This is a genomic window from Massilia sp. IC2-477 (assembly GCF_020707265.1).
Taxonomy (GTDB): Bacteria; Pseudomonadota; Gammaproteobacteria; order Burkholderiales; family Burkholderiaceae_D; genus Telluria.
The window spans coordinates 112018-133276 of record NZ_JAJFEQ010000001.1 but is presented as its reverse complement, the minus strand read 5'-3'; the positions used below and the strand labels follow the sequence as shown (position 1 = coordinate 133276).

General features: G+C 65.7%; 19 protein-coding genes. 3 read left to right on the top strand and 16 right to left on the bottom strand.

What is annotated here, in order from left to right:
- Window positions 1–5 precede the first annotated feature (5 nt).
- Window positions 6–1109 carry an alanine racemase gene (gene alr, locus LK542_RS00680; protein ID WP_227810424.1) on the top strand — a complete coding sequence of 368 codons (1104 nt, stop codon included), beginning with the start codon at window positions 6–8 and terminating at the stop codon, window positions 1107–1109.
- 66 nt (window positions 1110–1175) lie between these two features.
- Here the strand turns inward: alr and secA are convergent, their stop codons facing one another.
- The 3 genes from secA to LK542_RS00665 form a co-directional block, all read right to left on the bottom strand.
- Window positions 1176–3959: a preprotein translocase subunit SecA gene (secA, locus tag LK542_RS00675; RefSeq protein ID WP_227800072.1), complete on the bottom strand. Its 2784-nt coding sequence runs from the start codon at window positions 3957–3959 to the stop codon at window positions 1176–1178.
- A gap of 160 nt (window positions 3960–4119) precedes the next feature.
- Window positions 4120–5310 (bottom strand): hypothetical protein, encoded by a 1191-nt coding sequence (locus tag LK542_RS00670; protein WP_227810423.1) that lies wholly within the window; start codon window positions 5308–5310, stop codon window positions 4120–4122.
- A 3-nt stretch (window positions 5311–5313) separates the two neighbouring features.
- Window positions 5314–6720 (bottom strand): MBOAT family protein, encoded by a 1407-nt coding sequence (locus LK542_RS00665; protein ID WP_227810422.1) that lies wholly within the window; start codon window positions 6718–6720, stop codon window positions 5314–5316.
- Window positions 6721–6870: 150 nt separating this feature from the next.
- Between LK542_RS00665 and LK542_RS00660 the strand changes: the two genes are divergently transcribed.
- A complete protein-coding gene (locus LK542_RS00660; RefSeq protein ID WP_227800069.1) occupies window positions 6871–7338 on the top strand; it encodes a DciA family protein in 468 nt (155 codons plus the stop codon).
- A gap of 44 nt (window positions 7339–7382) precedes the next feature.
- Here the strand turns inward: LK542_RS00660 and lpxC are convergent, their stop codons facing one another.
- From lpxC to ftsZ, 5 genes are all read right to left on the bottom strand, one after another.
- The gene (gene lpxC / locus LK542_RS00655) at window positions 7383–8318 is read right to left on the bottom strand and encodes a UDP-3-O-acyl-N-acetylglucosamine deacetylase (RefSeq protein ID WP_227810421.1); all 936 of its coding nucleotides are present in this window, start codon (window positions 8316–8318) and stop codon (window positions 7383–7385) included.
- A gap of 51 nt (window positions 8319–8369) precedes the next feature.
- Window positions 8370–9212, bottom strand: coding sequence for a DMT family transporter (locus LK542_RS00650; protein ID WP_227810793.1), 843 nt, complete (start codon window positions 9210–9212; stop codon window positions 8370–8372).
- A 35-nt stretch (window positions 9213–9247) separates the two neighbouring features.
- Entirely contained in the window at window positions 9248–9697 is a 450-nt protein-coding gene (locus tag LK542_RS00645; protein WP_227810420.1) for a GNAT family N-acetyltransferase, read from the bottom strand.
- 46 nt (window positions 9698–9743) lie between these two features.
- A complete protein-coding gene (locus LK542_RS00640; protein ID WP_227810419.1) occupies window positions 9744–10247 on the bottom strand; it encodes a peroxiredoxin in 504 nt (167 codons plus the stop codon).
- 215 nt (window positions 10248–10462) lie between these two features.
- Window positions 10463–11659 carry a cell division protein FtsZ gene (ftsZ, locus tag LK542_RS00635; protein WP_227800066.1) on the bottom strand — a complete coding sequence of 399 codons (1197 nt, stop codon included), beginning with the start codon at window positions 11657–11659 and terminating at the stop codon, window positions 10463–10465.
- Between ftsZ and LK542_RS00630 the strand changes: the two genes are divergently transcribed.
- A complete protein-coding gene (locus LK542_RS00630; RefSeq protein ID WP_227800578.1) occupies window positions 11570–11794 on the top strand; it encodes a hypothetical protein in 225 nt (74 codons plus the stop codon). The genes ftsZ and LK542_RS00630 overlap by 90 nt on opposite strands.
- 39 nt (window positions 11795–11833) lie before the next feature.
- Here the strand turns inward: LK542_RS00630 and ftsA are convergent, their stop codons facing one another.
- From ftsA to mraY, 8 genes are read right to left on the bottom strand one after another with little or no spacing between them, the layout of a single operon-like run.
- A complete protein-coding gene (gene ftsA / locus LK542_RS00625; RefSeq protein ID WP_227800065.1) occupies window positions 11834–13066 on the bottom strand; it encodes a cell division protein FtsA in 1233 nt (410 codons plus the stop codon).
- A gap of 13 nt (window positions 13067–13079) precedes the next feature.
- Window positions 13080–13901, bottom strand: coding sequence for a cell division protein FtsQ/DivIB (locus LK542_RS00620; RefSeq protein WP_227800064.1), 822 nt, complete (start codon window positions 13899–13901; stop codon window positions 13080–13082).
- A 6-nt stretch (window positions 13902–13907) separates the two neighbouring features.
- A complete protein-coding gene (locus tag LK542_RS00615; RefSeq protein ID WP_227810418.1) occupies window positions 13908–14912 on the bottom strand; it encodes a D-alanine--D-alanine ligase in 1005 nt (334 codons plus the stop codon).
- Window positions 14899–16287 carry a UDP-N-acetylmuramate--L-alanine ligase gene (gene murC / locus LK542_RS00610; RefSeq protein WP_227810417.1) on the bottom strand — a complete coding sequence of 463 codons (1389 nt, stop codon included), beginning with the start codon at window positions 16285–16287 and terminating at the stop codon, window positions 14899–14901. The genes LK542_RS00615 and murC overlap by 14 nt, the downstream gene beginning before the upstream one ends.
- Window positions 16284–17360, bottom strand: coding sequence for an undecaprenyldiphospho-muramoylpentapeptide beta-N-acetylglucosaminyltransferase (gene murG, locus LK542_RS00605; RefSeq protein ID WP_227810416.1), 1077 nt, complete (start codon window positions 17358–17360; stop codon window positions 16284–16286). The genes murC and murG overlap by 4 nt, the downstream gene beginning before the upstream one ends.
- A complete protein-coding gene (ftsW, locus tag LK542_RS00600) occupies window positions 17357–18574 on the bottom strand; it encodes a putative lipid II flippase FtsW (RefSeq protein WP_227800060.1) in 1218 nt (405 codons plus the stop codon). Before ftsW ends, murG begins: the two co-directional genes overlap by 4 nt.
- On the bottom strand, window positions 18574–20085 hold the full coding sequence (gene murD / locus LK542_RS00595) for a UDP-N-acetylmuramoyl-L-alanine--D-glutamate ligase (RefSeq protein WP_227810415.1): 1512 nt from the start codon (window positions 20083–20085) through the stop codon (window positions 18574–18576). The genes ftsW and murD overlap by 1 nt, the downstream gene beginning before the upstream one ends.
- 4 nt (window positions 20086–20089) lie before the next feature.
- Window positions 20090–21259 carry a phospho-N-acetylmuramoyl-pentapeptide-transferase gene (gene mraY, locus LK542_RS00590; RefSeq protein ID WP_227800058.1) on the bottom strand — a complete coding sequence of 390 codons (1170 nt, stop codon included), beginning with the start codon at window positions 21257–21259 and terminating at the stop codon, window positions 20090–20092.

Here is a 21259-nt window from a genome sequence, read left to right as displayed (position 1 = left end):
GTTCGATGGCAGATTCCGTGGATGCGTCCCGCGCCGGGGCGCGGCTCACGATCGACCTCGGGGCGATCCGTGACAACTACCGGCTGCTGGCCGGGAAGGCCAAGGGGGCCTGCGCGGCCGTCATGAAAGCCGATGCCTACGGCCTCGGCATGGAACAGGTGGCGCCCGCGCTGGCGCTGGAAGGCTGCCGCGTCTTCTTCACCGCCCACCTGGACGAAGGCATCCGCCTGCGCCAGCTGGTGCCGGACGGCTGCGCCATCTACGTGCTGCACGGCCCGCCGCCGGGCACGGCGACGGATTTCTTCCAGTACGACCTGCGTCCCGTGCTGAACGACCCAAGCCAGGTGCAGGAATGGCGGCAGCTGGCGCGCAAGCTCGGGCGCGTGCTGCCGGCCGCGATCCAGGTCGATACCGGCATGTCGCGCATGGGCATCGCACCAGGCGACCTGATGGCATTGTCGGGGGAGAAGGACTGGCTCGCCGGCATCGAGCCCACCCTCGTGATGAGCCACCTAGCCTGCGCCGACGAGCCGGGCCATCCGCTCAACGACACCCAGCGCCGCCGTTTCGACAGCATGCGCGAGCTGTTCCCCGGGATACCGGCGAGCCTCGCCAATTCCTCGGGCGTGTTCCTCGGATCGGCCTATCATTACGACCTGCTGCGTCCAGGCGCAGCCCTGTACGGCATCAACCCGCAGCCGGGCATGGAGAATCCCCTCAAGCAAGCCGTGTCGCTGCACGCCCGCATCGTGCAGGTGCGCACGGTGCGCGAGGGCGACGTGGTCGGCTACGGCGCCTACCACCTGGTTCCGAGCGAGCGCCGCATTGCGACTGTCGCGGTGGGCTATGCCGACGGCTGGCAGCGTTCGCTGTCGGGGCGCGGCTTCGCGTTTGTCGACGGAGTCGCGGCGCCCTTTGTCGGACGGGTGTCGATGGACAGCATCACGCTGGACGTCACGGGCATCGCGCCGGAACGCGTGGTGCCGGGGGCGGAGGTGGAGCTGATGGGCGAGCACCAGCCGGTGGATGAAGTCGCCGCGCTGTCGGGGACGATCGGGTATGAGGTGCTGACGCGCCTCGGCAGCCGCTTCCATCGACGCTACGTTTGAACATGCAGACATGAAAAAACGGCCGGGTTACACACCCGGCCGTTTCCGTTTACACGCTGCAGCAGCTTACGCCAGCTTGCCGTGGCACTGCTTGAACTTCTTCCCGCTGCCGCACGGGCACGGATCGTTGCGGCCGACCTTCACACCCATGTAGGTGCTGTGGTCTTCCGCCGCCACCGGCGCCGCCCCGCCGCCCACCGGGTTCGGGTTGAGCAGCTCTTCCGGCGCGGCCGAGGGGTTGAAGTCGGCGTGCTGGTAGTTGACGTTTTCCAGGTGCGACAGCTGGGCCGCCATCGCGGCTTCGGCCGCTTCGACTTCCTCGCGGGTCTGGATGCGGACCGTCATCACGGTGCGGATCACTTCGTTCTTGATCATGTCCAGCATGTTGCTGAACAGCTCGAAGGCTTCGCGCTTGTACTCCTGCTTCGGGTTCTTCTGCGCATAGCCGCGCAGGTGGATGCCCTGGCGCAAGTGGTCCAGCGCCGCGAGGTGCTCGCGCCAGTGGGTGTCCAGGCTCTGCAGCATGACGTTGCGCTCGAAGCCGCCGAAGGACTCGGCGCCGACCACCGCCACCTTGGCGTTGTACGACTCTTCGGCAGCCTTGAGCACGCGCTCGAGGATGTCGTCGTCGTTCAGGTTCGGGTCGTCCACCAGCATCTTTTGCAGCGGAATGCTCAAGCCCCATTCGGCGCCCAGGACCGACTCCAGCGAGGCGATGTCCCACTGCTCTTCCACCGACTCGGCCGGCACGTACTGGCGCACCAGGGCCGTGAACACGCCCACGCGCAGCGAGGCGATCAGCTCGGCCATGTCGACCGACTCCAGCAGCTCGTTACGCTGGGTGTAGATCACCTTGCGCTGGTCGTTGGCGACGTCGTCGTATTCCAGCAGTTGCTTACGGATGTCGAAGTTGCGGGCTTCCACCTTGCGCTGGGCGGTCTCGATGGAACGGGTCACGATGCCCGCTTCGATCGGCTCGCCTTCCGGCATCTTCAGGCGTTCCATGATGGCGCGCACGCGGTCGCCGGCGAAGATACGCAGCAGCGGGTCGTCCAGGCACAGGTAGAAGCGCGAGGAACCCGGGTCGCCCTGGCGGCCCGAACGGCCGCGCAGCTGGTTGTCGACCCGGCGCGATTCGTGGCGCTCGGTACCGATGATGTGCAGGCCGCCGGCGCCCACCACGTGGTCGTGCAGCGATTGCCATTCGTCGCGCAGCTGCGTGGCCTGCGCCGCCTTGTCGGCGTCCGACAGCTCGGCATTCGCCTCGATGAGCTGGATCTGCTTCTCGACATTGCCGCCCAGGACGATGTCGGTACCGCGGCCCGCCATGTTGGTGGCGATGGTGATCATCTTCGGACGGCCGGCCTGGGCGATGATTTCCGCTTCACGGGCGTGCTGCTTCGCGTTCAGGACGTTGTGCGGCAGGTTGGCCTTGTTCAGGATGCCGGACAGGAGTTCCGAGTTCTCGATCGAGGTGGTACCCACGAGCACCGGCTGGCCGCGCTCGTAGCAGTCGCGGATGTCGTTCAACATCGCGTTGTACTTCTCTTCGGCCGACTTGTACACCTGGTCCTGGCGGTCCTTGCGCTGCGACGGCTTGTTCGGCGGGACCACCACGGTCTCCAGGCCGTAGATCTCCTGGAATTCGTAGGCTTCGGTGTCCGCCGTACCGGTCATGCCGGCCAGCTTGGTGTACATGCGGAAGTAGTTCTGGAAGGTGATCGAGGCCAGGGTCTGGTTCTCGTTCTGGATGCGCACGCCTTCCTTGGCTTCCACGGCCTGGTGCAGGCCGTCCGACCAGCGGCGGCCCGTCATCAGGCGGCCGGTGAATTCGTCGACGATCACGACTTCATTGTTCTGCACCACGTAGTGCTGGTCCTTGTGGTACAGGACGTGGGCGCGCAGCGCCGCGTACAGGTGGTGGACCAGGGTGATGTTGGCGGCGTCGTACAGCGACGCGCCTTCCGGCAGCAGGCCCCATTCGGTCAGGATGGCTTCGGCCCGCTCGTGGCCGCTTTCCGTCAGCAGCACGGTGTGCGCTTTCTCGTCCTTGGTGTAGTCGCCCGGGACTTCGATCTTGCCCTTGCCGTCCGGGGTTTCTTCGCCGATCTGCAGGGTCAGCAGCGGCGGCAGTGCGTTCAGGCGCTGATAAAGGTCGGTGTGGCTCTCGGCCTGGCCCGAGATGATCAGCGGCGTACGGGCTTCGTCGATCAGGATCGAGTCGACCTCGTCGACCACGGAGAAGTTCAGGCTGCGCTGCACGCGTTCGCGCACGTCGTAGACCATGTTGTCGCGCAGGTAGTCGAAGCCGAATTCGTTGTTGGTGCCGTAGGTGATGTCCGAAGCGTAGGCTTTCTGCTTGCTGTCGTGGTCGAGCTGCGACAGGTTCACGCCGGTGGTCAGGCCCAGCCAGCCGTACAGGCGGCCCATCGACTCGGCGTCACGCTGGGCCAGGTAGTCGTTGACGGTAATGACGTGCACGCCCTTGCCGGACAGGCCGTTCAGGTAGACCGGCAGGGTTGCCATCAGGGTCTTGCCCTCACCCGTACCCATTTCGGCAATCTTGCCCTGGTGCAGGACCATGCCGCCGATCAGCTGGACGTCGAAGTGGCGCATCTTCATGACACGCTTGGCCGCCTCGCGGCACACCGCAAACGCTTCCGGCAGGATGTCGTCGAGCGTCTCGCCCTTGGCCAGGCGGTCCTTGAATTCCGGCGTCTTGGCCTGGAGTTCGGCGTCCGACAGCTTTTCCATCTGGGGCTCGAGCGCGTTGATCTGGCGCACGGTCTTTTGGTATTGCTTGAGCAGACGCTGGTTACGGCTGCCGAAAATCTGGGTCAGGAATGACATTGCTGTGTTCTAGAAAATTACGCCGCAAAAAGAGCCAGGGCGAGCACTACATGACTCGCCGAAGACCGCCTATGGCAAAAAGCTACTGATTTTATCATGCGATCCGGCCACACTTGAGGGCGACAGTTCAGATAACAAGATGTTACCAAGCCGACATTTATTATTTTTGTTGCTGTATTGACAGATTCTTCAGGTCGTACTCGATGCGGTCGGACAGCACGGTGGCGTCATGATAAAGGAACAGGACTTCATCTCCGCTTCCCGGTACGAACAGCAGCTTGCGCAGCTGCGCCATCTCGGCGGGGTCGAGCCGCGCCATATTATTGGTCGACACATAGACCACTTCGCGGTGGTAGCGCGAGAACATCGGGGCGCCGGCATTGCCGAAGGAGTCGGCCAGCACCACCAGGCGCGGTCCCAGTCCCGGGGCCGAATTCAGGAAGCGGCCGACGTCGCCGAGCTTTTCCATCGCCGTCTTCGCCTCGGGGAAGCAGTCGGCGCCGCGGCAGGGGCTGATCGTGGTGCCGCCGAAGTTCGGGTCGTCCGTCATGCTGTCGTGCTGGATGCCGGGGAACAGCCAGCCGACGTCGGACGGCGACATCCGCTGCACCAGCGGAATCGGGGTGGTGTTCGCACCGCGGCCCCAGAAGCGTTGCTCGGCCAGGCCGGCCACGGCCGCGGCGCCGGAGGCGTTCCAATGGAAGAAGGTCTTGGGGAAGAATTCGACGCGGTCGCGCATGGCCCGCATTTCGCTCAAGGGGAAATAAACCAGTTCGCGTGCCTCGGGCGCCAGCGCCGGCGAGGCCAGGATGCGGCGCAGCGGCACCGCGTCCGGGCGGCAGCGCTCGGCCTGCCAGGGCTGCATCTGTTCGCTGTACACCACCGGCCCCGACGGCACGATCAGCAATCTGGCGGCAATGCCCTGGGCCTTGAAGGTGGCGATGAAGCCGTTGATCTGCTGGACGATCTCGGGCTCGCGCCTGAATTTCCAGCCGCAGGCGACCAGCGCCGTGTAGGGCTCTCCCCTGCCGCGGTCATTGTGGGCGGCCAGGAAGATCCGTCCCTCGCGTCCCATCATCATCTGGTTGGTCGGGAAGCGGCCGAACAGGTCATGGTACAGGCGTGCGTTGAACGCGACCATCTGCGAACGCCAGCCGAAATGGTCGTTGACCCAGGCTTCGGCCGCGGCCGGCCAGGCGCGCGCATCGCTCCAACTGTGCGGCACGCTTGGCGCGGCCGCCAGTGCGCGCTGTTCGACGCTATCAAGGCTGGGCCAGGCGAAGGTGGCGACCAGCGGCAAGGCCAGGAGACCGGTAATCACCAGTTTGGCGGCATGTCGGAAGATCTTCATGGCTCAGAACCGGTAATAGAGGAAGGGATTGTAGGTGCCGCCCGCCAGGCTGCAGGCGCACAGGGCGACGCAGGCCACGGCCAGCGGCAGCCTGGTCCAGCGGCCCGCCATGAGGGCCGGCGGGGTGCCGCTCGATGCCACCGGCGCGCGGCCGGTCGGCATCACGGCAAACGCCAGGCCGACCGCGAGCGCCACCAGTTCGAGCGAGGCGATCTCGGCCTGCCACGGATGGCCCGATGGGTTGGCCGAGCTACCCGCCAGGGCCGCAAAATAACTCAGTGCGGCATCCATGTCGGCCGCGCGGAACCAGACCCAGCCCAGCATCGCCACGGCCAGCGTCCATGCCTGCGCCAGCGGCCAGGGCAAACGGTCCAGCAGCTTGCGCAGTCCCATGCGCTCGACGATCAGCCAGGCGCCGTGCCAGGCGCCCCACACCACGAAGGTCCAGGCCGCGCCGTGCCAGAGGCCGCACAGCAGGAACACGAGGCCCAGGTTGAACCAGGTGCGCACCGGGCCGCGGCGGTTGCCGCCGAGGGGGATGTACAGGTAGTCGCGGAACCAGGACGACAGGCTGATGTGCCAGCGCTGCCAGAACTCGGTCAGCGAACGCGCCGAATACGGGCGGTCGAAATTGGGCGGGAAGCTCAGGCCCAGCATGTGCCCGAGGCCGATCGCCATGTTGGAATAGCCGGCGAAATCGTAATAGATCTGCAGGGTGTAGCACAGCAGGCCGAGCCAGGCGGTCAGCGCGGACAGCTCGGCGTGGTCGGCGCCGAACAGGCGGTCGGCGGGAAACGCCAGGGTATTGGCGATCAGGACCTTCTGCGCCAGGCCAAGCGCGAACAGCTGGAAGCCGGCCAGCAGGCGCTCGTTCGACAGCACGCGTTTGCCCATCTCGTCGGCCACCTGGCGGTAACGCACGATGGGGCCGGCAATCAGCTGGGGAAACAGTGCCTTGTAAGTGGCGAAGCGCAGGAAGCTGGACTGGGCCGCGACTTCGCCGCGGTACACGTCGACCAGGTAGGAAATCCCCTGGAAGGTGAAGAAGGAGATCCCGAGCGGGAGCGTGATGTGCGGCACCGGCAGACCGGCCGCGAGCGCGCTGTTGATCGCCTCGGCCAGGAAGCCGGCGTACTTGAACCAGATGAGCAGGCCCAGGTTGGCCGAGACACCCGCCGTCAGCCAGATCCGTGCGCTGCGCCGGTCTGCGGCGGCACCGGCCAGCGCCAGGCCGACACCGTAGTTGAGGGCGGCCGACAGCAGCAGCAGCGGCAGGAAGCGCGGTTCGGCCCAGCCGTAGAACACCAGGCTGCCGATCAGCAGGACCGCGTTCTTCCAGGGCAGCAGGTAATACAGGGAGAGGAAAACCGGCAGGAAAAAGAACAGGAAGATGATCGATGAGAACAGCATCTGGCGTAGGCGTGAGGCGACAGCGGCGCGCCATCGAATCGAGGCATTATAAAAACTATATTACCCACACGCAAGCTTGTTACCGTGGCATTGCAAACGCCATCCACTATGGTAAGGTGCGCCCATCACGCATTCGCCTTCCCTCATCACGTGCACATCTACGGTACCAAGAACCGGCAGACATCGATCGTCGCGACCGATTTCCTGCGCAAGAACGACCGCATGGCCAGCCTGCTGCCTGCGGCGATGCGCATGGCGCGCCTGCAGTCCGACTGCGCCGCCATCCTGCCCGTCCTGGCCGGCAATACCGACGTGATTTCGTTCCAGGACGGCGTCCTGGTGCTGGCCGTGCCCAGCTCGGCCGTGGCGGCGCGCATGAAGCAGATGCTGCCCAAGCTGCAATCCTCGCTGGCAGGGCGCGGCTGGGCGGTGGAATCGGTCAAGCTGAAGGTGCAGGTGGGTCGCGCCATGCCGGACGACAAACCGCAGATGCGCACCCTGGAGTTGCCGAAGACGGCGGTGCAGGCTTTTGAAGAGCTGGCGGAATCGCTCGAGGAGACCAGCCAGAACAAGGATCTGGTGGCGGCGCTGCGGCGCCTGGCGGAGAAGCGTAAGTAGGGTCCGGGGCCGGCCAGGCAGACCCTCAAGAACCTATATAGGCGCTAAGTCTGCGCCCATTCCCGCGTCATCTGCCGCAGATACGACGGCGGCGCCTCGCCCAGCGAATCGAACTCCACCCACTCGTAGGCATCCGTTTGCGCCAGCAGCTTGCGCAGCAGTTCGTTGTTGAGTGCGTGCCCCGACTTGTGGGCGGTGTAGCTGGCCAGCAGCGGGTGGCCGACGATGTACAGGTCGCCGATCGCATCCAGGATCTTGTGGCGCACGAACTCGTCTTCGTAGCGCAGGCCGTCCGCATTGAGGATGCGGTACTCGTCCATCACGATCGCGTTTTCCAGCGAGCCGCCGCGCGCCAGGCCCATGCCGCGCAGGGTTTCGACGTCCTGCATGAAGCCGAAGGTGCGGGCGCGCGCCACGTCGTGCACGTAGGAGACGTCGCCGAAGTCGACCGCGGCGCGCTGCATGGTGCCGTCCACGGCCGGGTGGTTGAATTCGATGAAGAAGTCGAGCTTGAAACCGTCGTAGGGCGACAGGCGCGCCCACTTTTCGTTCTTGCCCTCGCCCTGGCGGATCTCCACATCCTTCAGCACGCGGATGAAGCGCTTCGGTGCGTCCTGCTCTTCCAGGCCGGCCTGCTGCAGCAGGAACACGAAGGAAGCGGCCGAGCCGTCCATGATCGGGATTTCTTCGGCCGTGACGTCGACGACCAGGTTGTCGATGCCCAGGCCGGCGCAGGCCGACATCAGGTGCTCGACGGTGGAGACGCGCGCGTTATCCTTGATCAGGACCGTGGCCATGCGGGTCTCGCCGACCACGTCGGCTGCGCTCGGAATCGCGACGATCGGGTCGTAGTCGACGCGGCGGAAGGTGATGCCGGCGCCGGGCGGCGCCGGACGCAGGGTCAGTTCGACCTTGGTGCCCGAGTGGACGCCGACACCGGTGGTGCGCACGACCTGCTTGATAGTTCTTTGTTTCAACATGAAAACGATTATAGCCCACGCCTCCGGGCCTTGCTGACCGCTCGCCGGCTTCTACGGGTGGTCCGACTCGACGTGGACTTTTTCGTGGCGAATCAGATACATACCGCTGCCGATGATGATCGCCGCACCCAGCAGGGTCCAGCCGTCCGGCAGGGTTTGCCACAGCAGCCAGTCGAGGCAGACCGCCCAGGCCAGGGCCGTGTATTCGAAGGGCGCGACGCTCGAGGCGTCGCCCTTGGCGAAGGCTTCGGTGATCGCTAGCTGGCCGATGAAGCCGGTGAGCGCCAGGCCCAGCAGCAGCGGGATGTCGCCGGTGCTCATGCCCACCCAGCCGGGCGCCGCCAGCGCGGTCGCACCGATCGACATCATCACCATCAGCCAGAACACCATGTACTCGCTGCGGTCGGTCTTCGCCAGCACGCCGACCGTGATCGCCGAGATCGCGTACATCGCGGCGGCGCCCAGCACGGCCAGGCCGCCGATGGTGAGGAAACCGGCGCCGCTGGGGCGTAGCACCACCAGCACGCCGGCCAGGCCGACCCCGATGGCGATCCAGCGCGCGGCGTCGACGCGCTCCTTGAGGAACCACACCGACAGCGCGGTGATGATCGACGGCGCGATGAAGAAGATCGTATAAGCCTCGGCCAGCGACAGCTTGCGGATGCCGAAGGCGAAAAAGCTCAGCATCGCGATGCCCAGCACCGCGCGCAGCAGGTGCAGCGGCCAGCGGATGCGCAGGATGCCGCCGTAGCCGACCTTGATGCCGACGTAGATGGCCACCAGCGGCAGCGAGGTGAGCGAGCGCAGCGCCGCCACCTGGATCGCCGGGTAGCGCTGCGACAGCAGCTTCATCACCGTGTCCATCAGCGCGAACATGAACACGGCCAGCACCATCGCGTAGATGCTGTACAGGTTACCTTGAGGACGCTTCAAAGGCGTTTTTCCATGAAGAGGCTGAGCGGATCCGGCTGGTACTCGCCGAAAGGCTCGATGCGCACGAAACCGCTGCGCTCGTACAAGCCGATCGCCTCCGGCTGGTGGATGCCGGTCTCCAGCTTCAGGGACTGCAGGCCGGACATGCGCGCGAACATGGTCAGCTGCTCCAGCAGCTGGCGGCCGGTGCCGCGCCCACGGCCGGCATCAATGACGTACATGCGCTTGACCTCGCCGTAGCCGCCGCGGTTGACCAGCGCCGCGCAGCCGACCGCTTGCCCGCCGACGTCGCGCGCGACCAGGAACAGCACCTCGCCCGTCATCAGGGAAGCGATGTCCATCAGGTGATTCGATTCGGCCGGGTACAGCGCGGCGCAGTAGGCGTCGAGCTTGTCCAGCATGGCCCGTACTTCGGGCTGGTCGGGGGTTTCGGTATTGATGATCATGTGACAAAAAACGGCGCCGCGGCGCCGTTTGCAGGGAGTAGTTCGATCAGCCCAGTTGTTCCAGCATCTTCTCGGCGCTCGAGACTTCGAAGCCGGCGGTTTCCACGTTCAGCCCCTTGACGACGCCGTCTTCGACCAGCATCGAGTAGCGCTTCGAGCGGGTGCCCATGCCGTGCTTCGAGAAGTCGGCGTCCAGGCCCAGGGCCTTCGAGAACGCGCCGTTACCATCGGCCATCATGCGCACGATGCCGGTCGATTTCTGGTCGCGGCCCCAGGCGCCCATCACGAAGGCGTCGTTGACCGAGATGCACCAGATCTCGTCCACGCCCTTGGCGCGCAGCGCGTCGGCGTTCTGGACGTAACCCGGCACGTGCTGGGCCGAGCAGGTCGGGGTGAAGGCGCCCGGCAGGCCGAAGATGACAATCTTCTTGCCCTTGACGAGGTCTGCGACCTGGAAGGTATTCGGGCCGAGCGAGCAGCCTGCGGTTTCGGTTTCGATGAATTCCGACAGGGTGCCTTCCGGCAGGCGGTCGCCGATCTGGATGGTCATGGGTGCTCCTTCAGTGTTTTTGATAATCTCGCAATTATCGCCGAAGTCAGGTGAGTCTGCAGAACCAGCTTTCGTAGGGTGGGCGGCTATGCCGCCCACGCGGTGATACGCATCAGTGCCAGGGATCGGCAGCCGCGTGGGCGGGAAAACCCGCCCACCCTACAAAGCAAAAGGGCCAGCTTGCGCTGGCCCTTCCCTATTCAACTGATTCTGAATCAGTCAGCCTGCTTACGCAGGAACGCCGGAATGTCGTAAGTCTCGACACCGTTGCGCTGCATTGCCTGCACCTGCTCGGATGCCTGCTCGCGGCGCCATACGGCCGGCTGCTTCATGCCGCCCATGGCGTCGCCGCCTGCCTGGCCCATGGTCAGGCCGCCGGCGACTGCCGAGGAACCGGACATCATCGGCGCATTGTAGGTGCCGGTCTTGAGCACCTGCTGCGGCTGCACCAGCTGCATCTTCTTGTTCTTGCCCAGGCCGGTCGCGACCACGGTCACGCGCAGCTCGTCGCCCATCGCGTCATCGTAGGCGATGCCCTGTGCGATCGACGCGTCCGGAGCGGCAAAGGCGCGCACGGCGGCCATGACTTCCTTGATCTCCTTGCCTTTCAGGCCACGGCTTGCGGTCACGTTGACCAGCACGCCCTTGGCGCCCGACAGGTCGATACCGTCCAGCAGCGGCGAAGCCACGGCCTGTTCGGCGGCGATGCGCGCGCGGTCCACGCCCGACGCGGTCGCGGTGCCCATCATGGCCTTGCCCTGCTCGCTCATGATGGTCTTCACGTCGTTGAAGTCGACGTTGATGTGGCCCGGGACGTTGATGATCTCGGCGATACCGGCAACGGCGTTGTTCAGGACGTCGTCGGCGTGCTTCATCCAGTCGAGCATCGACTCGTCTTCGTAGATGTCTTCCAGCTTCTCGTTCAGGATGACGATCAGCGAATCGACGTGCTTGCTCAGCTCTTCCAGGCCCTGCTCGGCGACCTGCATGCACTTGTCGCCTTCGTAGGAGAACGGCTTGGAGACCACGGCCACGGTCAGTGCGCCCATGGTCTTGGCGACTTCGGCGACGATCGGTGCGGCGCCGGTACCGGTGCCGCCGCCCATGCCGGCTGCGATGAAGACCATGTGCGCGCCGCGCAGTGCGTCTTCGATGCGCGAACGGGTCTGCTCGGCCAGCTGGCGGCCGACTTCCGGACGCATGCCAGCGCCCAGGCCCGATTCGCCGATCTGGATGATGTTGTTTGCGCTCGACGCGGCAAGTGCCTGCGCATCCGTGTTAGCGGCGATGAACTCGACACCGGACACACCTTTGGTGATCATGTGCTGAACCGCGTTGCCACCGGCGCCGCCGACGCCGACAACTTTGATAACGGTTCCCAGTGCTGCGTTATCGACCATATCGAACTCCATATCGAACTCCCAATTTTCAAGATGCCGCTTCCGTTTCAGGCCTGGTGCCAGGCCCCTGGCAGAGCCCTGAAACCGGAAGTAGCGATTGTATTTAAAAAATCTTTACCCGTGAACGTTTTGTTGCTGTCGTACTGAAAAAAGTTCGTGCCGTGATGCGAATACCAATGCCCTTCTTTAGAAGTTCCCCGCTATCCATTCCTTCATGCGTTGCCAGACTGCCTTCACCGAACCATCCTGACGCGTGACGATGTGCCCGCGCAGGTACTGCTTCTTCGCTTCCAGCAGCAGGCCGAGCACCGTGGCGTAGCGTGGGCTGCGCACGACGTCGGCCAACTGGCCGCGGTAGTCCGGCGTGCCGAGGCGCGCCGGTTTGAGGAAAATGTCTTCGGCCATTTCGATCATGCCCGGCATGATCGAACTGCCGCCGGTGAGCACGATGCCCGACGAGAGCACGCCCTCGTAGCCGGACTCGCGCACCACCGTGTGGACCATCGCGAACAGTTCTTCGACGCGCGGCTCGATCACGGCCGCCAAGGCCTGGCGCGACAGCGCGCGCGGGCCGCGGTCGCCCAGACCCGGCACTTCCAGGGTCTCGCCCGGATCGGCCAGCACCTGCTTGGCCACGCCATAGCGGATCTTGATGTCCTCGGCTTCGCCGGTCGGGGTGCGCAGCGCCATCGCGATGTCGCTGGTGATCTGGTCGCCGGCGATCGGCAGCACGGCGGTGTGGCGGATCGCGCCGTCCGAGAACACCGCGATGTCGGTGGTGCCGCCGCCGATGTCGATCAGGACCACGCCGAGTTCCTTCTCGTCCGGGGTCAGCACGGCGTCGGCCGATGCCATCGGCTGCAGGATCAGGTCCGAGACCTCGAGCCCGCAACGGCGCACGCACTTTACAATATTCTGGACCGCGGACACCGCACCGGTGACGATGTGCACGCGCACTTCCAGGCGGATGCCGCTCATGCCGATCGGCTCGCGCACGTCTTCCTGGTTGTCGACGATGAATTCCTGCGGCACGGTGTGCAGCAATTGCTGGTCGGTGGGGATGTTGACCGCCTTGGCGGTCTCGATCACGCGCGCCACGTCGGTGGCGGTGACTTCCTTGTCCTTGATCGCAACCATGCCGCTCGAGTTGAACGAACGGATATGGCTGCCGGCGATGCCAGCATAGACATTGCGGATCTTGCAGTCGGCCATCAGCTCCGCTTCTTCGAGCGCGCGCTGGATCGACTCGACGGTGGCCTCGATGTTGACGACCACGCCTTTCTTCAATCCTTTCGACTCGTGCTGACCGAGGCCGATCACCTCGTGGCGTCCATCGGACATCACTTCGGCCACGACCGCCACCACCTTCGAGGTGCCGATGTCGAGGCCGACGATCAGGTTCTTCGCGTCTTTTGTCATTGCTGTTGCCTGCTTATGTTTGCTTGGTTGTTTTGTTGGGTTGATTCGGTTTCTTCTTTGCCGGCTTCACCGGTTTCGACGCGTCTTCCGGCACTGCCAGCGCCGCCGAGGACAGCGCCAGGCCGTTCGGGTAGCGCATGTCGATGGTGTCGATGCGCCCTTCCTGCAGCCGCGCGACCAGCTGCGGGTAGACGCCCACCAGCCGCTGCACGCGCTTTTTCAGCGTATCCCGGTCCTGCTCGCGGCCCAGGGCCACGCTCATGCCGTTGTCCAGCCTGACGGTCCAGGCATAGCGCTCCGACAGCGACAGCGCCTGCGGCGCCAGCTTGACCGGCGCGAACCAGGAGCGCAGCTCGGTGAAGCGGGCCAGCACATCCTTCTCGCTGCCCTTGGGGCCGTCGAAGGCCGGCAGCTCGTGGTCGTCGTCGGCCTCGGCCAGGTTGGCGGTAAACACGTCGCCCTTGACCGACAGCAGGCGGCCTTCGCCCCAGGTGCCGAGCGCCTCGTGCTCTTCGACCTCGACGATCAGCTGGTCCGGCCACTCGCGGCGCACCGTGGCGCGGCGCACCCAGGGCACCGTCTCGAACGTGGCGCGCACCTGGTCCAGGTCCGTGGTGAAGAAATTCCCGCGGATCTTGCCGATCACGCCATTGCGCACCGTGAGCTCGTTCACGTGGCGCAGCGGCAGCTGGTACATGCTTTCCACCGTCACCGCCTTCAGCGAGAACATGGGACGCTGCGACAGCCACCACACGCCGGACGTGATGCAGGCGAGCACCACCAGCGCCACCAGGCTGCTGGCGGTCGTGTTGAGGGCGCGGGGGTCATGCCACATGCGTGCTTAGCCCTTTGCCTTTGCCATCTTCAGGCGCGCCGACGCCAGGATTTCCAGGCACAGGTCTTCGTAGCTGATGCCCACCGCGCGCGCCGCCATCGGCACCAGCGAGTGCGAGGTCATGCCCGGCGAGGTGTTCACCTCGAGCAGGAAGGGACGCATGTCCTCCTTGCGCACCAGCACGTCCACCCTGCCCCAGCCTTCGCAGCCGAGCGCACGGTAGGCGTTCACGGCATGGCGCTGGATCTCTTCCGTCAGGGCCGGGTCCAGCTGCGCCGGGCAGTGGTACTGCGTGTCGTCGGTGAAGTACTTGTTCTGGTAGTCGTAGTTGCCTTCCGGGGCCACGATCTCGACGATCGGCAGGGCGCGCGCGTTCTTGCCGGTGCCCAGCACGGCCACGGTGAATTCGCGGCCGGTGACGAATTCCTCGGCCAGCACGACCGGGTCGAAGCCCATCGCCAGCTCGACTGCCGCCTTCAGCTCGTCGGCCTTGTTCACCTTGGTGATGCCGATGGTGGAGCCTTCGAGCGGCGGCTTGACGATCAGCGGCAGGCCGAGCGCCACCAGCACCTCGTCGAGGTCGGTGGTCGGATCGATCGACATGTAATCCGGGGTCGGGATCTCGTCCATCTTCCAGATCTTCTTGGTGGTGATCTTGTCCATACCGACGCTGGACGCCATCACGCCGCTGCCGGTGTACGGAATGCCGAGCTGCTCGAGCGCGCCCTGCAGGCTGCCGTCTTCGCCGTAGCGGCCGTGCAGCGCGATGAACACGCGGTCGAACTTCTGTTCGGCCAGCTCGGCCAGGCTCTGGGTGCCCGGATCGAAGGCATGGGCGTCGACGCCGCGCGATTTCAGGGCATTCAGCACGCCGGTGCCGGACATGATCGACACGTCACGCTCGGCGGAGCGGCCGCCGAACAGCACGCCAACCTTGCCGAAGGCGGCCGGGTCGAAGGTGGCGAGGTTAGAGTTCACCTTGGTAGCGTTCACTGTATTAAGCCTTTGCATTGGTGAGTTGGTGCGGGACGCCGCTGATCGAGCCGGCGCCCATGGTCATGACGACGTCGCCGTCGCGCACCGCATTCAGGATGGCGGCGGGCATGTCGGCGATCGTCTCGACAAAAATCGGTTCCACCTTGCCGCCGGTACGCAGCGCGCGCGCCAGGGCGCGGCCGTCGGCGGCCACGATCGGCGCTTCGCCGGCCGGGTAGACGTCGGCCAGCAGCAGCACGTCCGGGGTCGCCAGCACTTTCACGAAATCTTCGAACAGGTCGCGCGTGCGGCTGTAGCGGTGCGGCTGGAAGGCCAGCACCAGGCGCCGGCCCGGGTAGGCGGCGCGCGCGGCGGCCAGGGTCACCTCGGTCTCGACCGGATGGTGGCCGAAGTCGTCCACCAGGGTGAAGCTGCCGCCGCCCGGGATCGCCACCTCGCCGTAGCGGGTGAAGCGGCGGCCGACGCCGCTGAAGTTCTGCAGGCCCAGGTTGGTCTGCTCGTCGCTGATGCCGATCTCGCGCGCGATCGCGATCGCCGAGCAGGCGTTCAGCACGTTGTGCATGCCGGGCTGGTTCAGCACGAACTTCGCGTCCGGGTAGCCCTGCTGGCGCACGGTAAAGTGCATCTGCACGCCTTCGGCATGGGCGTCAAAAGCGCGCACTTCGGCGTCTTCCGAAAAGCCGTAAGTGGTCACCGGCTTGGTCACCTGCGGCAGGATGGCGCGCACGTGCGGGTCGTCGATGCACAGCATGGCGCGGCCGTAGAACGGCAGGCGGTGGGTGAAGTTCACGAACGCCGCCTTCAGCTTCTCGAAGTCGTGCTCGTAGGTGTCCATGTGGTCGGCGTCGATGTTGGTGATCACCTCGATCATCGGCGACAGGTTCAGGAAGGAAGCGTCCGACTCGTCGGCCTCGGCCACGATGTAGTCGCCCGAGCCCAGCTTGGCGTTGGCGCCGGCCGCGGTCAGGCGTCCGCCGATCACGAAAGTAGGATCCAGGCCGCCTTCGGCCAGCACCGAGGCCACCAGGCTGGTGGTGGTGGTCTTGCCATGGGTGCCGGCGATGGCGATGCCGCGCTTCAGGCGCATCAGTTCGCCGAGCATGATCGCGCGCGGCACCACCGGCACCTTGGCGGCACGGGCGGCCATCACTTCGGGGTTGGCTTCGTTGACGGCGGTCGAGGTCACGACCACGTTGGCGCCCGTGACATGTTCGGCCGAGTGGCCGGTGAACACGCGGGCGCCCAGTTCGGACAGGCGCTGGCTGGCGGCATTGCTGGCCAGGTCCGAGCCCGACACGTTGTAGCCGAGGTTGAGCAGCACTTCGGCAATGCCGCTCATGCCGCTGCCACCGATACCGACGAAATGGATGTTCTTGATCTTGTGTTTCATTGTCCCGCCAGTCGTTCGAGTTCTCTAGCGATCGCTTCGTTCGCGTCGCGCTTGCCCACGCCGTAGGCCGCCTGCGCCATCGCCAGGCAGTCTTCACGGGTCGTCGTTTGCAGCAGGCTTGCCAGCCGCTGCGGATTCAGTTCGCCCTGCGGCAGGTGGATCGCCGCTTTCTGTTCGTGCATCCAGATCGCGTTGTCGCGCTGGTGGCTGGTGGTGCTGGCAACGAAAGGCACCAGCACGCTGGCCACGCCGGCCGCGGTCAGTTCCGACACGGTGATGGCGCCGGCGCGGCAGATCACCAGGTCGGCGTTCGCATAGGCGGCGGCCATGTCGTCGATGAAGTCGACCACGTTGGCGGATACGCCGGCCTGCGCATACGCAGCGCGCAGGGCGTCGATGTTCTTCTTGCCCGACTGGTGGGTCACGATCGGACGCACGCCCGGATCGATCGTCGCCAGGGCTGCCGGCACGCTGTCGTTCAGCACTTTCGCACCCAGGCTGCCGCCCACCACGAGAATGCGCAGCGGACCGCTGCGCCCCCCGAAGCGCTCGCCCGGTTGCGGCAGGTCGAGGATTTGCTGGCGCACCGGGTTGCCGGTGACGACGGCCTTGCCGGCCGCCTTGCCGAAATCGGCCGGGAAGCCGAACAGCACGCGGTCGGCCATCGGCGCCAGGGTCTTGTTCGACAGCAGCAGCGCCGCGTCGGCATTCACCAGCGCCAGCGGAATGCCGCGCGAACGCGCCATCATCCCGCCCGGAACGGTCACGTAGCCGCCCATGCCCAGCACCACGCTCGGCGCGCGCCGGCCAAGGTAGCGGCGGCAGGCGACGAATGCACCCAGCATCTTGAAGGCGCCCTTGACGGTGTGGGCCAGGCCCTTGCCGCGCAGGCCGGCGAAGTCGATGCTGTCCATCGGGATGCCGGCTTTCGGCACCAGTTCGGTTTCCATGCCGTGCGCCGTACCCAGCCACGACACTTCCCAGCCGCGCGCGCGCATGGTCTGCGCGATCGCGATGCCGGGGAAGATGTGGCCACCGGTGCCGGCCGCCATGATCATCAGGCGCTTGGTCATGTCCGCCCTCCCCGCATGCGCACCCGGTTCTCGTAGTCGATCCGCAGCAGGATCGCCAGGCCGACGCAGTTGAACAGCACGCCCGAGCCGCCAAAGCTCATCAGGGGAAGCGTCAGGCCCTTGGTCGGCAGCAAGCCCAGGTTCACGCCCATGTTGATGAAGGTCTGGGCGCCGATCCAGATGCCGATCCCTTTTGCCGCCAGGCCGGCGAAGATCTGGTCCAGGGCGATGGCCTGGCGCCCGATGTCGAAGGCGCGTTTCACGAGCCAGTAGAACATCGCGATCACCACCAGCACGCCGGCCAGGCCGAGTTCTTCGCCGATCACGGCCATGATGAAGTCGGTGTGCGCTTCCGGCAGGTAGAACAGTTTTTCCACGCTGCCGCCCAGGCCCACGCCGAAGAACTCGCCGCGGCCGAACGCGATCAGCGAGTGCGTCAACTGGTAAGCCTTGTCCAGCGCATGGCCATCGGCCCACGGGTCGAGGTAGGCGAACATGCGCGCGCGGCGGAACGGCGACAGCGCGATGATCGCGCTGAAGATCAGCACCAGCAGCGCGCCGATGCCGCCGAACCAGACGATGTTGATCCCGCCCAGGAACAGGATGCCCATGGCGATGCAGACGATCACGCCGAAGGCGCCCAGGTCCGGCTCCATCAGCAGCAGGCCGCCGACCAGGCCGATCGCCACCATCATCGGCAGGAAGCCCTTGGTCAGCTTGTGCATGTACTCCTGCTTCCTCACCGTAAAGTCGGCCGCGTACAGCACCGCCGCGATCTTCATGATCTCGGAGGGCTGCAGCAGCATGACTTTCAGCGGGATCCAGCGGCGTGCGCCGTTGACGGAGTGGCCGATGCCCGGAATTAGCACGATCGCCAGCAGCACCAGGGTCCCGATGAACATCATCGGCGCCCATTTCTGCCAGACGGCGACCGGCACCTGGAACACGACAGCGGCCGCGGCCATCGAGACGGCGATGTACATCATCTGGCGGTACAGGAAGTATTCGTTCTTGTCGTTCAGGTAGGCGAACTTGGGCGAGTCCGGCAGCGCGATCGAGGCCGAATACACCATCACCAGGCCGAACATCATCAGCAGCACGGTGACCCAGACCAGCGGCTGGTCGTAGTCCATCATCTTCGACGGACGGCTGCGCGCCGCGATGCTGGCGTCGCTGCTCGATCCGGAAAACTTGAATGGAATCTGGAAGGCCATCAGATCTCCTGCCCCTTCTCCAGCGCGATGTCGCGCACCGCATCGACGAACACCTGCGCGCGGTGCGCGTAGTTGGTGAACATGTCGAGGCTGGCGCAGGCCGGCGACAGCAGCACCGCGTCGCCCGCGCGCGCCAGGCCGGCGGCGCGGCGCACCGCGTCCGGCAGGCTGGGGAAATCGAAGGCCGGCACGCCGGTCGGTTCGATCGCGGCCTTGACAGCCGGGGCGTCGCGGCCGATCAGGAACACGGCGCGCACGTAGCGCGAAGTCGGCAGCGCCAGCGGCGTGAAGTCCTGGCCCTTGCCGTCGCCGCCGGCGATCAGGAGGATCTGCTGGTCTTCACCCTGGAAAGCCTTGCCCAGGCCTTCCAGTGCGGCGACGGTGGCGCCGACGTTGGTGCCCTTGCTGTCGTCATAGAAATCGACGCCGTCGATGCTGGCGACCAGTTCGACGCGGTGCGGCTCGCCCGCGTATTCGCGCAGGCCGTGCAGCAGCGGCGCCAGCGGCAGGCCGCAGGCGCGGCACAGGGCCAGCGCGGCCAGTGCGTTGGAGGCATTGTGCAGGCCGCGGATCTTCAGTGCGTCGGCCGGCATCAGGCGGTTCACGGTCACTTCCACGGGCGGAGCGATCTCGCCCTTCTTCAGTTTCTTCGGCGGCTCGTCGTCGAGAGCGACCGCATTGGCCAGCCACAGCACACCGCGTTCGCTGACCAGGCCGAAGCTGTTCGGCGTGTCAGGTTCGCCGGTGCCGAAGGTAGTGGTTGGCGTATCGACTGCGCCCATGCGCATCACGATGGCGTCGTCGCGGTTCAGCACGCGCACCGTGTCGGCGCCGAAGATACGCGCTTTGTCGGCGGCATAGGCTTCCATGCTGCCGTGCCAGTCGAGGTGGTCCTGGGTCAGGTTCAACACCGTGGCGGCATCGGCCTGCAGGCTGAAGGTGGTGTGCAGCTGGAAGCTGGACAGCTCGAGCACCCAGGCCTGTGGCAGTTCATTGTTGTCGAGGACTTCGCGCAGCACGTCGAGCGCCGCCGGGCTGATGTTGCCGGCCACGCGCGTGCTCAAGCCGGCGCGGCGGCACAGCAGGCCGGTCAGGCTGGTGACGGTGGTCTTGCCGTTGGTGCCGGTGATCGCGACGATCTTCGGCGCGTAGGCCTGTTCGGTGCGCAGGTGCGCGAGTGCCTGCGCGAACAGTTCGATCTCGCCCCACACCGGGATGTTGCGCTCGCGCGCCGCCGGGGTGATGTCGGCCAGCTCGCGGTTCGGCGCCAGGCCCGGGCTGACGGCCACGAAGTCCATGCCGTCGAGCAGCGCCGCGCCGAACACGCCGGAGGCGTCGCCGGCGACGAAATCCGCGTTCGGCACCGCCTGGCGCAGGGCGAACAGGCGCTGCGGCTCGGTGCGCGTGTCGGCGACGCGCACGCGCGCGCCGCAACGGGCCAGCCATTGCGCCATCGCCAGCCCGGATTCACCCAGGCCCAGCACCAGTGCGGATTTGCCTTCGTAGTTCATCGTGTCAGCGCAGCTTCAGGGTAGACAGGCCCACCAGGACCAGCATCATGGTCACGATCCAGAAGCGGACCACGACCTTGGTCTCCTTCCAGCCCTTTTGTTCGAAATGGTGGTGCAGCGGCGCCATCAGGAACACGCGGCGTCCGGCGCCGTAGCGCTTCTTGGTGTACTTGAACCAGCTCACCTGGATGATCACCGACAGGGTCTCGGCAACGAACACGCCGCCCATGATGAACAGGACGATTTCCTGGCGCACGATGACGGCGATGGTGCCGAGCGCGCCGCCCAGCGCCAGCGCGCCGACGTCGCCCATGAACATCTGCGCGGGGTGCGCGTTATACCAGAGGAAGGCCAGGCCCGCGCCCGCCATCGCGCCGCAGAAGATCAGCAGTTCGCCGGCGCCCGGGATGTAGGGGATGAACAGGTACTTCGCAAAGGTCACGCTGCCGGTGAGGTAGGCGAACAGGCCGAGGGCGCCGCCCACCATCACGGTCGGCATGATCGCCAGGCCATCCAGGCCGTCGGTGAAGTTCACGGCATTCGAGGAACCCACGATGACGCAGTAGGTCAGCGCGATGAAGCCCCACACGCCCAGCGGATAGCTGATCGACTTGAAGAAGGGAACGATCAGGTCGGCCTTCGGCGGCAGGGTCATCGAGAAGCCCGACTGGACCCAGGCGTAGAACAGCTGCAGCACTTCCCACGGGTTCGCGGCCGAGACCGAGAAGGCCAGGTACAGGGCCGATGCGATGCCGATCAGCGACATCCAGAAATACTTTTCGCCCGAACGCATGCCTTCCGGGTCCTTGTAGACCACCTTGCGGTAATCGTCGACCCAGCCGACGGCGCCGAAGCCCATGGTCACGACCAGCACCGGCCAGATCAGGCGGTTCGACAGGTCGCACCACAGCAGGGTCGAGATGCCGATCGAGATCAGGACCAGCACGCCGCCCATGGTCGGGGTGCCATGCTTGGCCAGGTGGGTCTGCGGACCGTAGGTGCGCACGGCCTGGCCGACCTTCATGGCGGTCAGCTTGCGGATCACGGCCGGGCCGCAGAGCAGGCCGATGGTGATCGCGGTGATGGTGGCGAAGACGGCGCGGAACGTGATGTAGTTGAACACGCGCAGCGGACCGATGTAGTCCTGGAAGTATTGGGCGAGCCAGAGAAGCAT

Excerpts from the sequence above, each read along its gene's own strand:
- alr (WP_227810424.1), top strand. The coding sequence starts at position 6 with ATGGCAGATTCCGTGGATGCGTCCCGCGCCGGGGCGCGGCTCACGATC.
- secA (WP_227800072.1), bottom strand. The coding sequence starts at position 3,959 with ATGTCATTCCTGACCCAGATTTTCGGCAGCCGTAACCAGCGTCTGCTC.
- LK542_RS00670 (WP_227810423.1), bottom strand. The coding sequence starts at position 5,310 with ATGAAGATCTTCCGACATGCCGCCAAACTGGTGATTACCGGTCTCCTG.
- LK542_RS00665 (WP_227810422.1), bottom strand. The coding sequence starts at position 6,720 with ATGCTGTTCTCATCGATCATCTTCCTGTTCTTTTTCCTGCCGGTTTTC.
- lpxC (WP_227810421.1), bottom strand. The coding sequence starts at position 8,318 with ATGTTGAAACAAAGAACTATCAAGCAGGTCGTGCGCACCACCGGTGTC.
- LK542_RS00650 (WP_227810793.1), bottom strand. The coding sequence starts at position 9,212 with ATGGTGCTGGCCGTGTTCATGTTCGCGCTGATGGACACGGTGATGAAG.
- LK542_RS00645 (WP_227810420.1), bottom strand. The coding sequence starts at position 9,697 with ATGATCATCAATACCGAAACCCCCGACCAGCCCGAAGTACGGGCCATG.
- LK542_RS00640 (WP_227810419.1), bottom strand. The coding sequence starts at position 10,247 with ATGACCATCCAGATCGGCGACCGCCTGCCGGAAGGCACCCTGTCGGAA.
- ftsZ (WP_227800066.1), bottom strand. The coding sequence starts at position 11,659 with ATGGAGTTCGATATGGTCGATAACGCAGCACTGGGAACCGTTATCAAA.
- ftsA (WP_227800065.1), bottom strand. The coding sequence starts at position 13,066 with ATGACAAAAGACGCGAAGAACCTGATCGTCGGCCTCGACATCGGCACC.
- LK542_RS00620 (WP_227800064.1), bottom strand. The coding sequence starts at position 13,901 with ATGTGGCATGACCCCCGCGCCCTCAACACGACCGCCAGCAGCCTGGTG.
- LK542_RS00615 (WP_227810418.1), bottom strand. The coding sequence starts at position 14,912 with ATGCAAAGGCTTAATACAGTGAACGCTACCAAGGTGAACTCTAACCTC.
- murC (WP_227810417.1), bottom strand. The coding sequence starts at position 16,287 with ATGAAACACAAGATCAAGAACATCCATTTCGTCGGTATCGGTGGCAGC.
- murG (WP_227810416.1), bottom strand. The coding sequence starts at position 17,360 with ATGACCAAGCGCCTGATGATCATGGCGGCCGGCACCGGTGGCCACATC.
- ftsW (WP_227800060.1), bottom strand. The coding sequence starts at position 18,574 with ATGGCCTTCCAGATTCCATTCAAGTTTTCCGGATCGAGCAGCGACGCC.
- murD (WP_227810415.1), bottom strand. The coding sequence starts at position 20,085 with ATGAACTACGAAGGCAAATCCGCACTGGTGCTGGGCCTGGGTGAATCC.
- mraY (WP_227800058.1), bottom strand. The coding sequence starts at position 21,259 with ATGCTTCTCTGGCTCGCCCAATACTTCCAGGACTACATCGGTCCGCTG.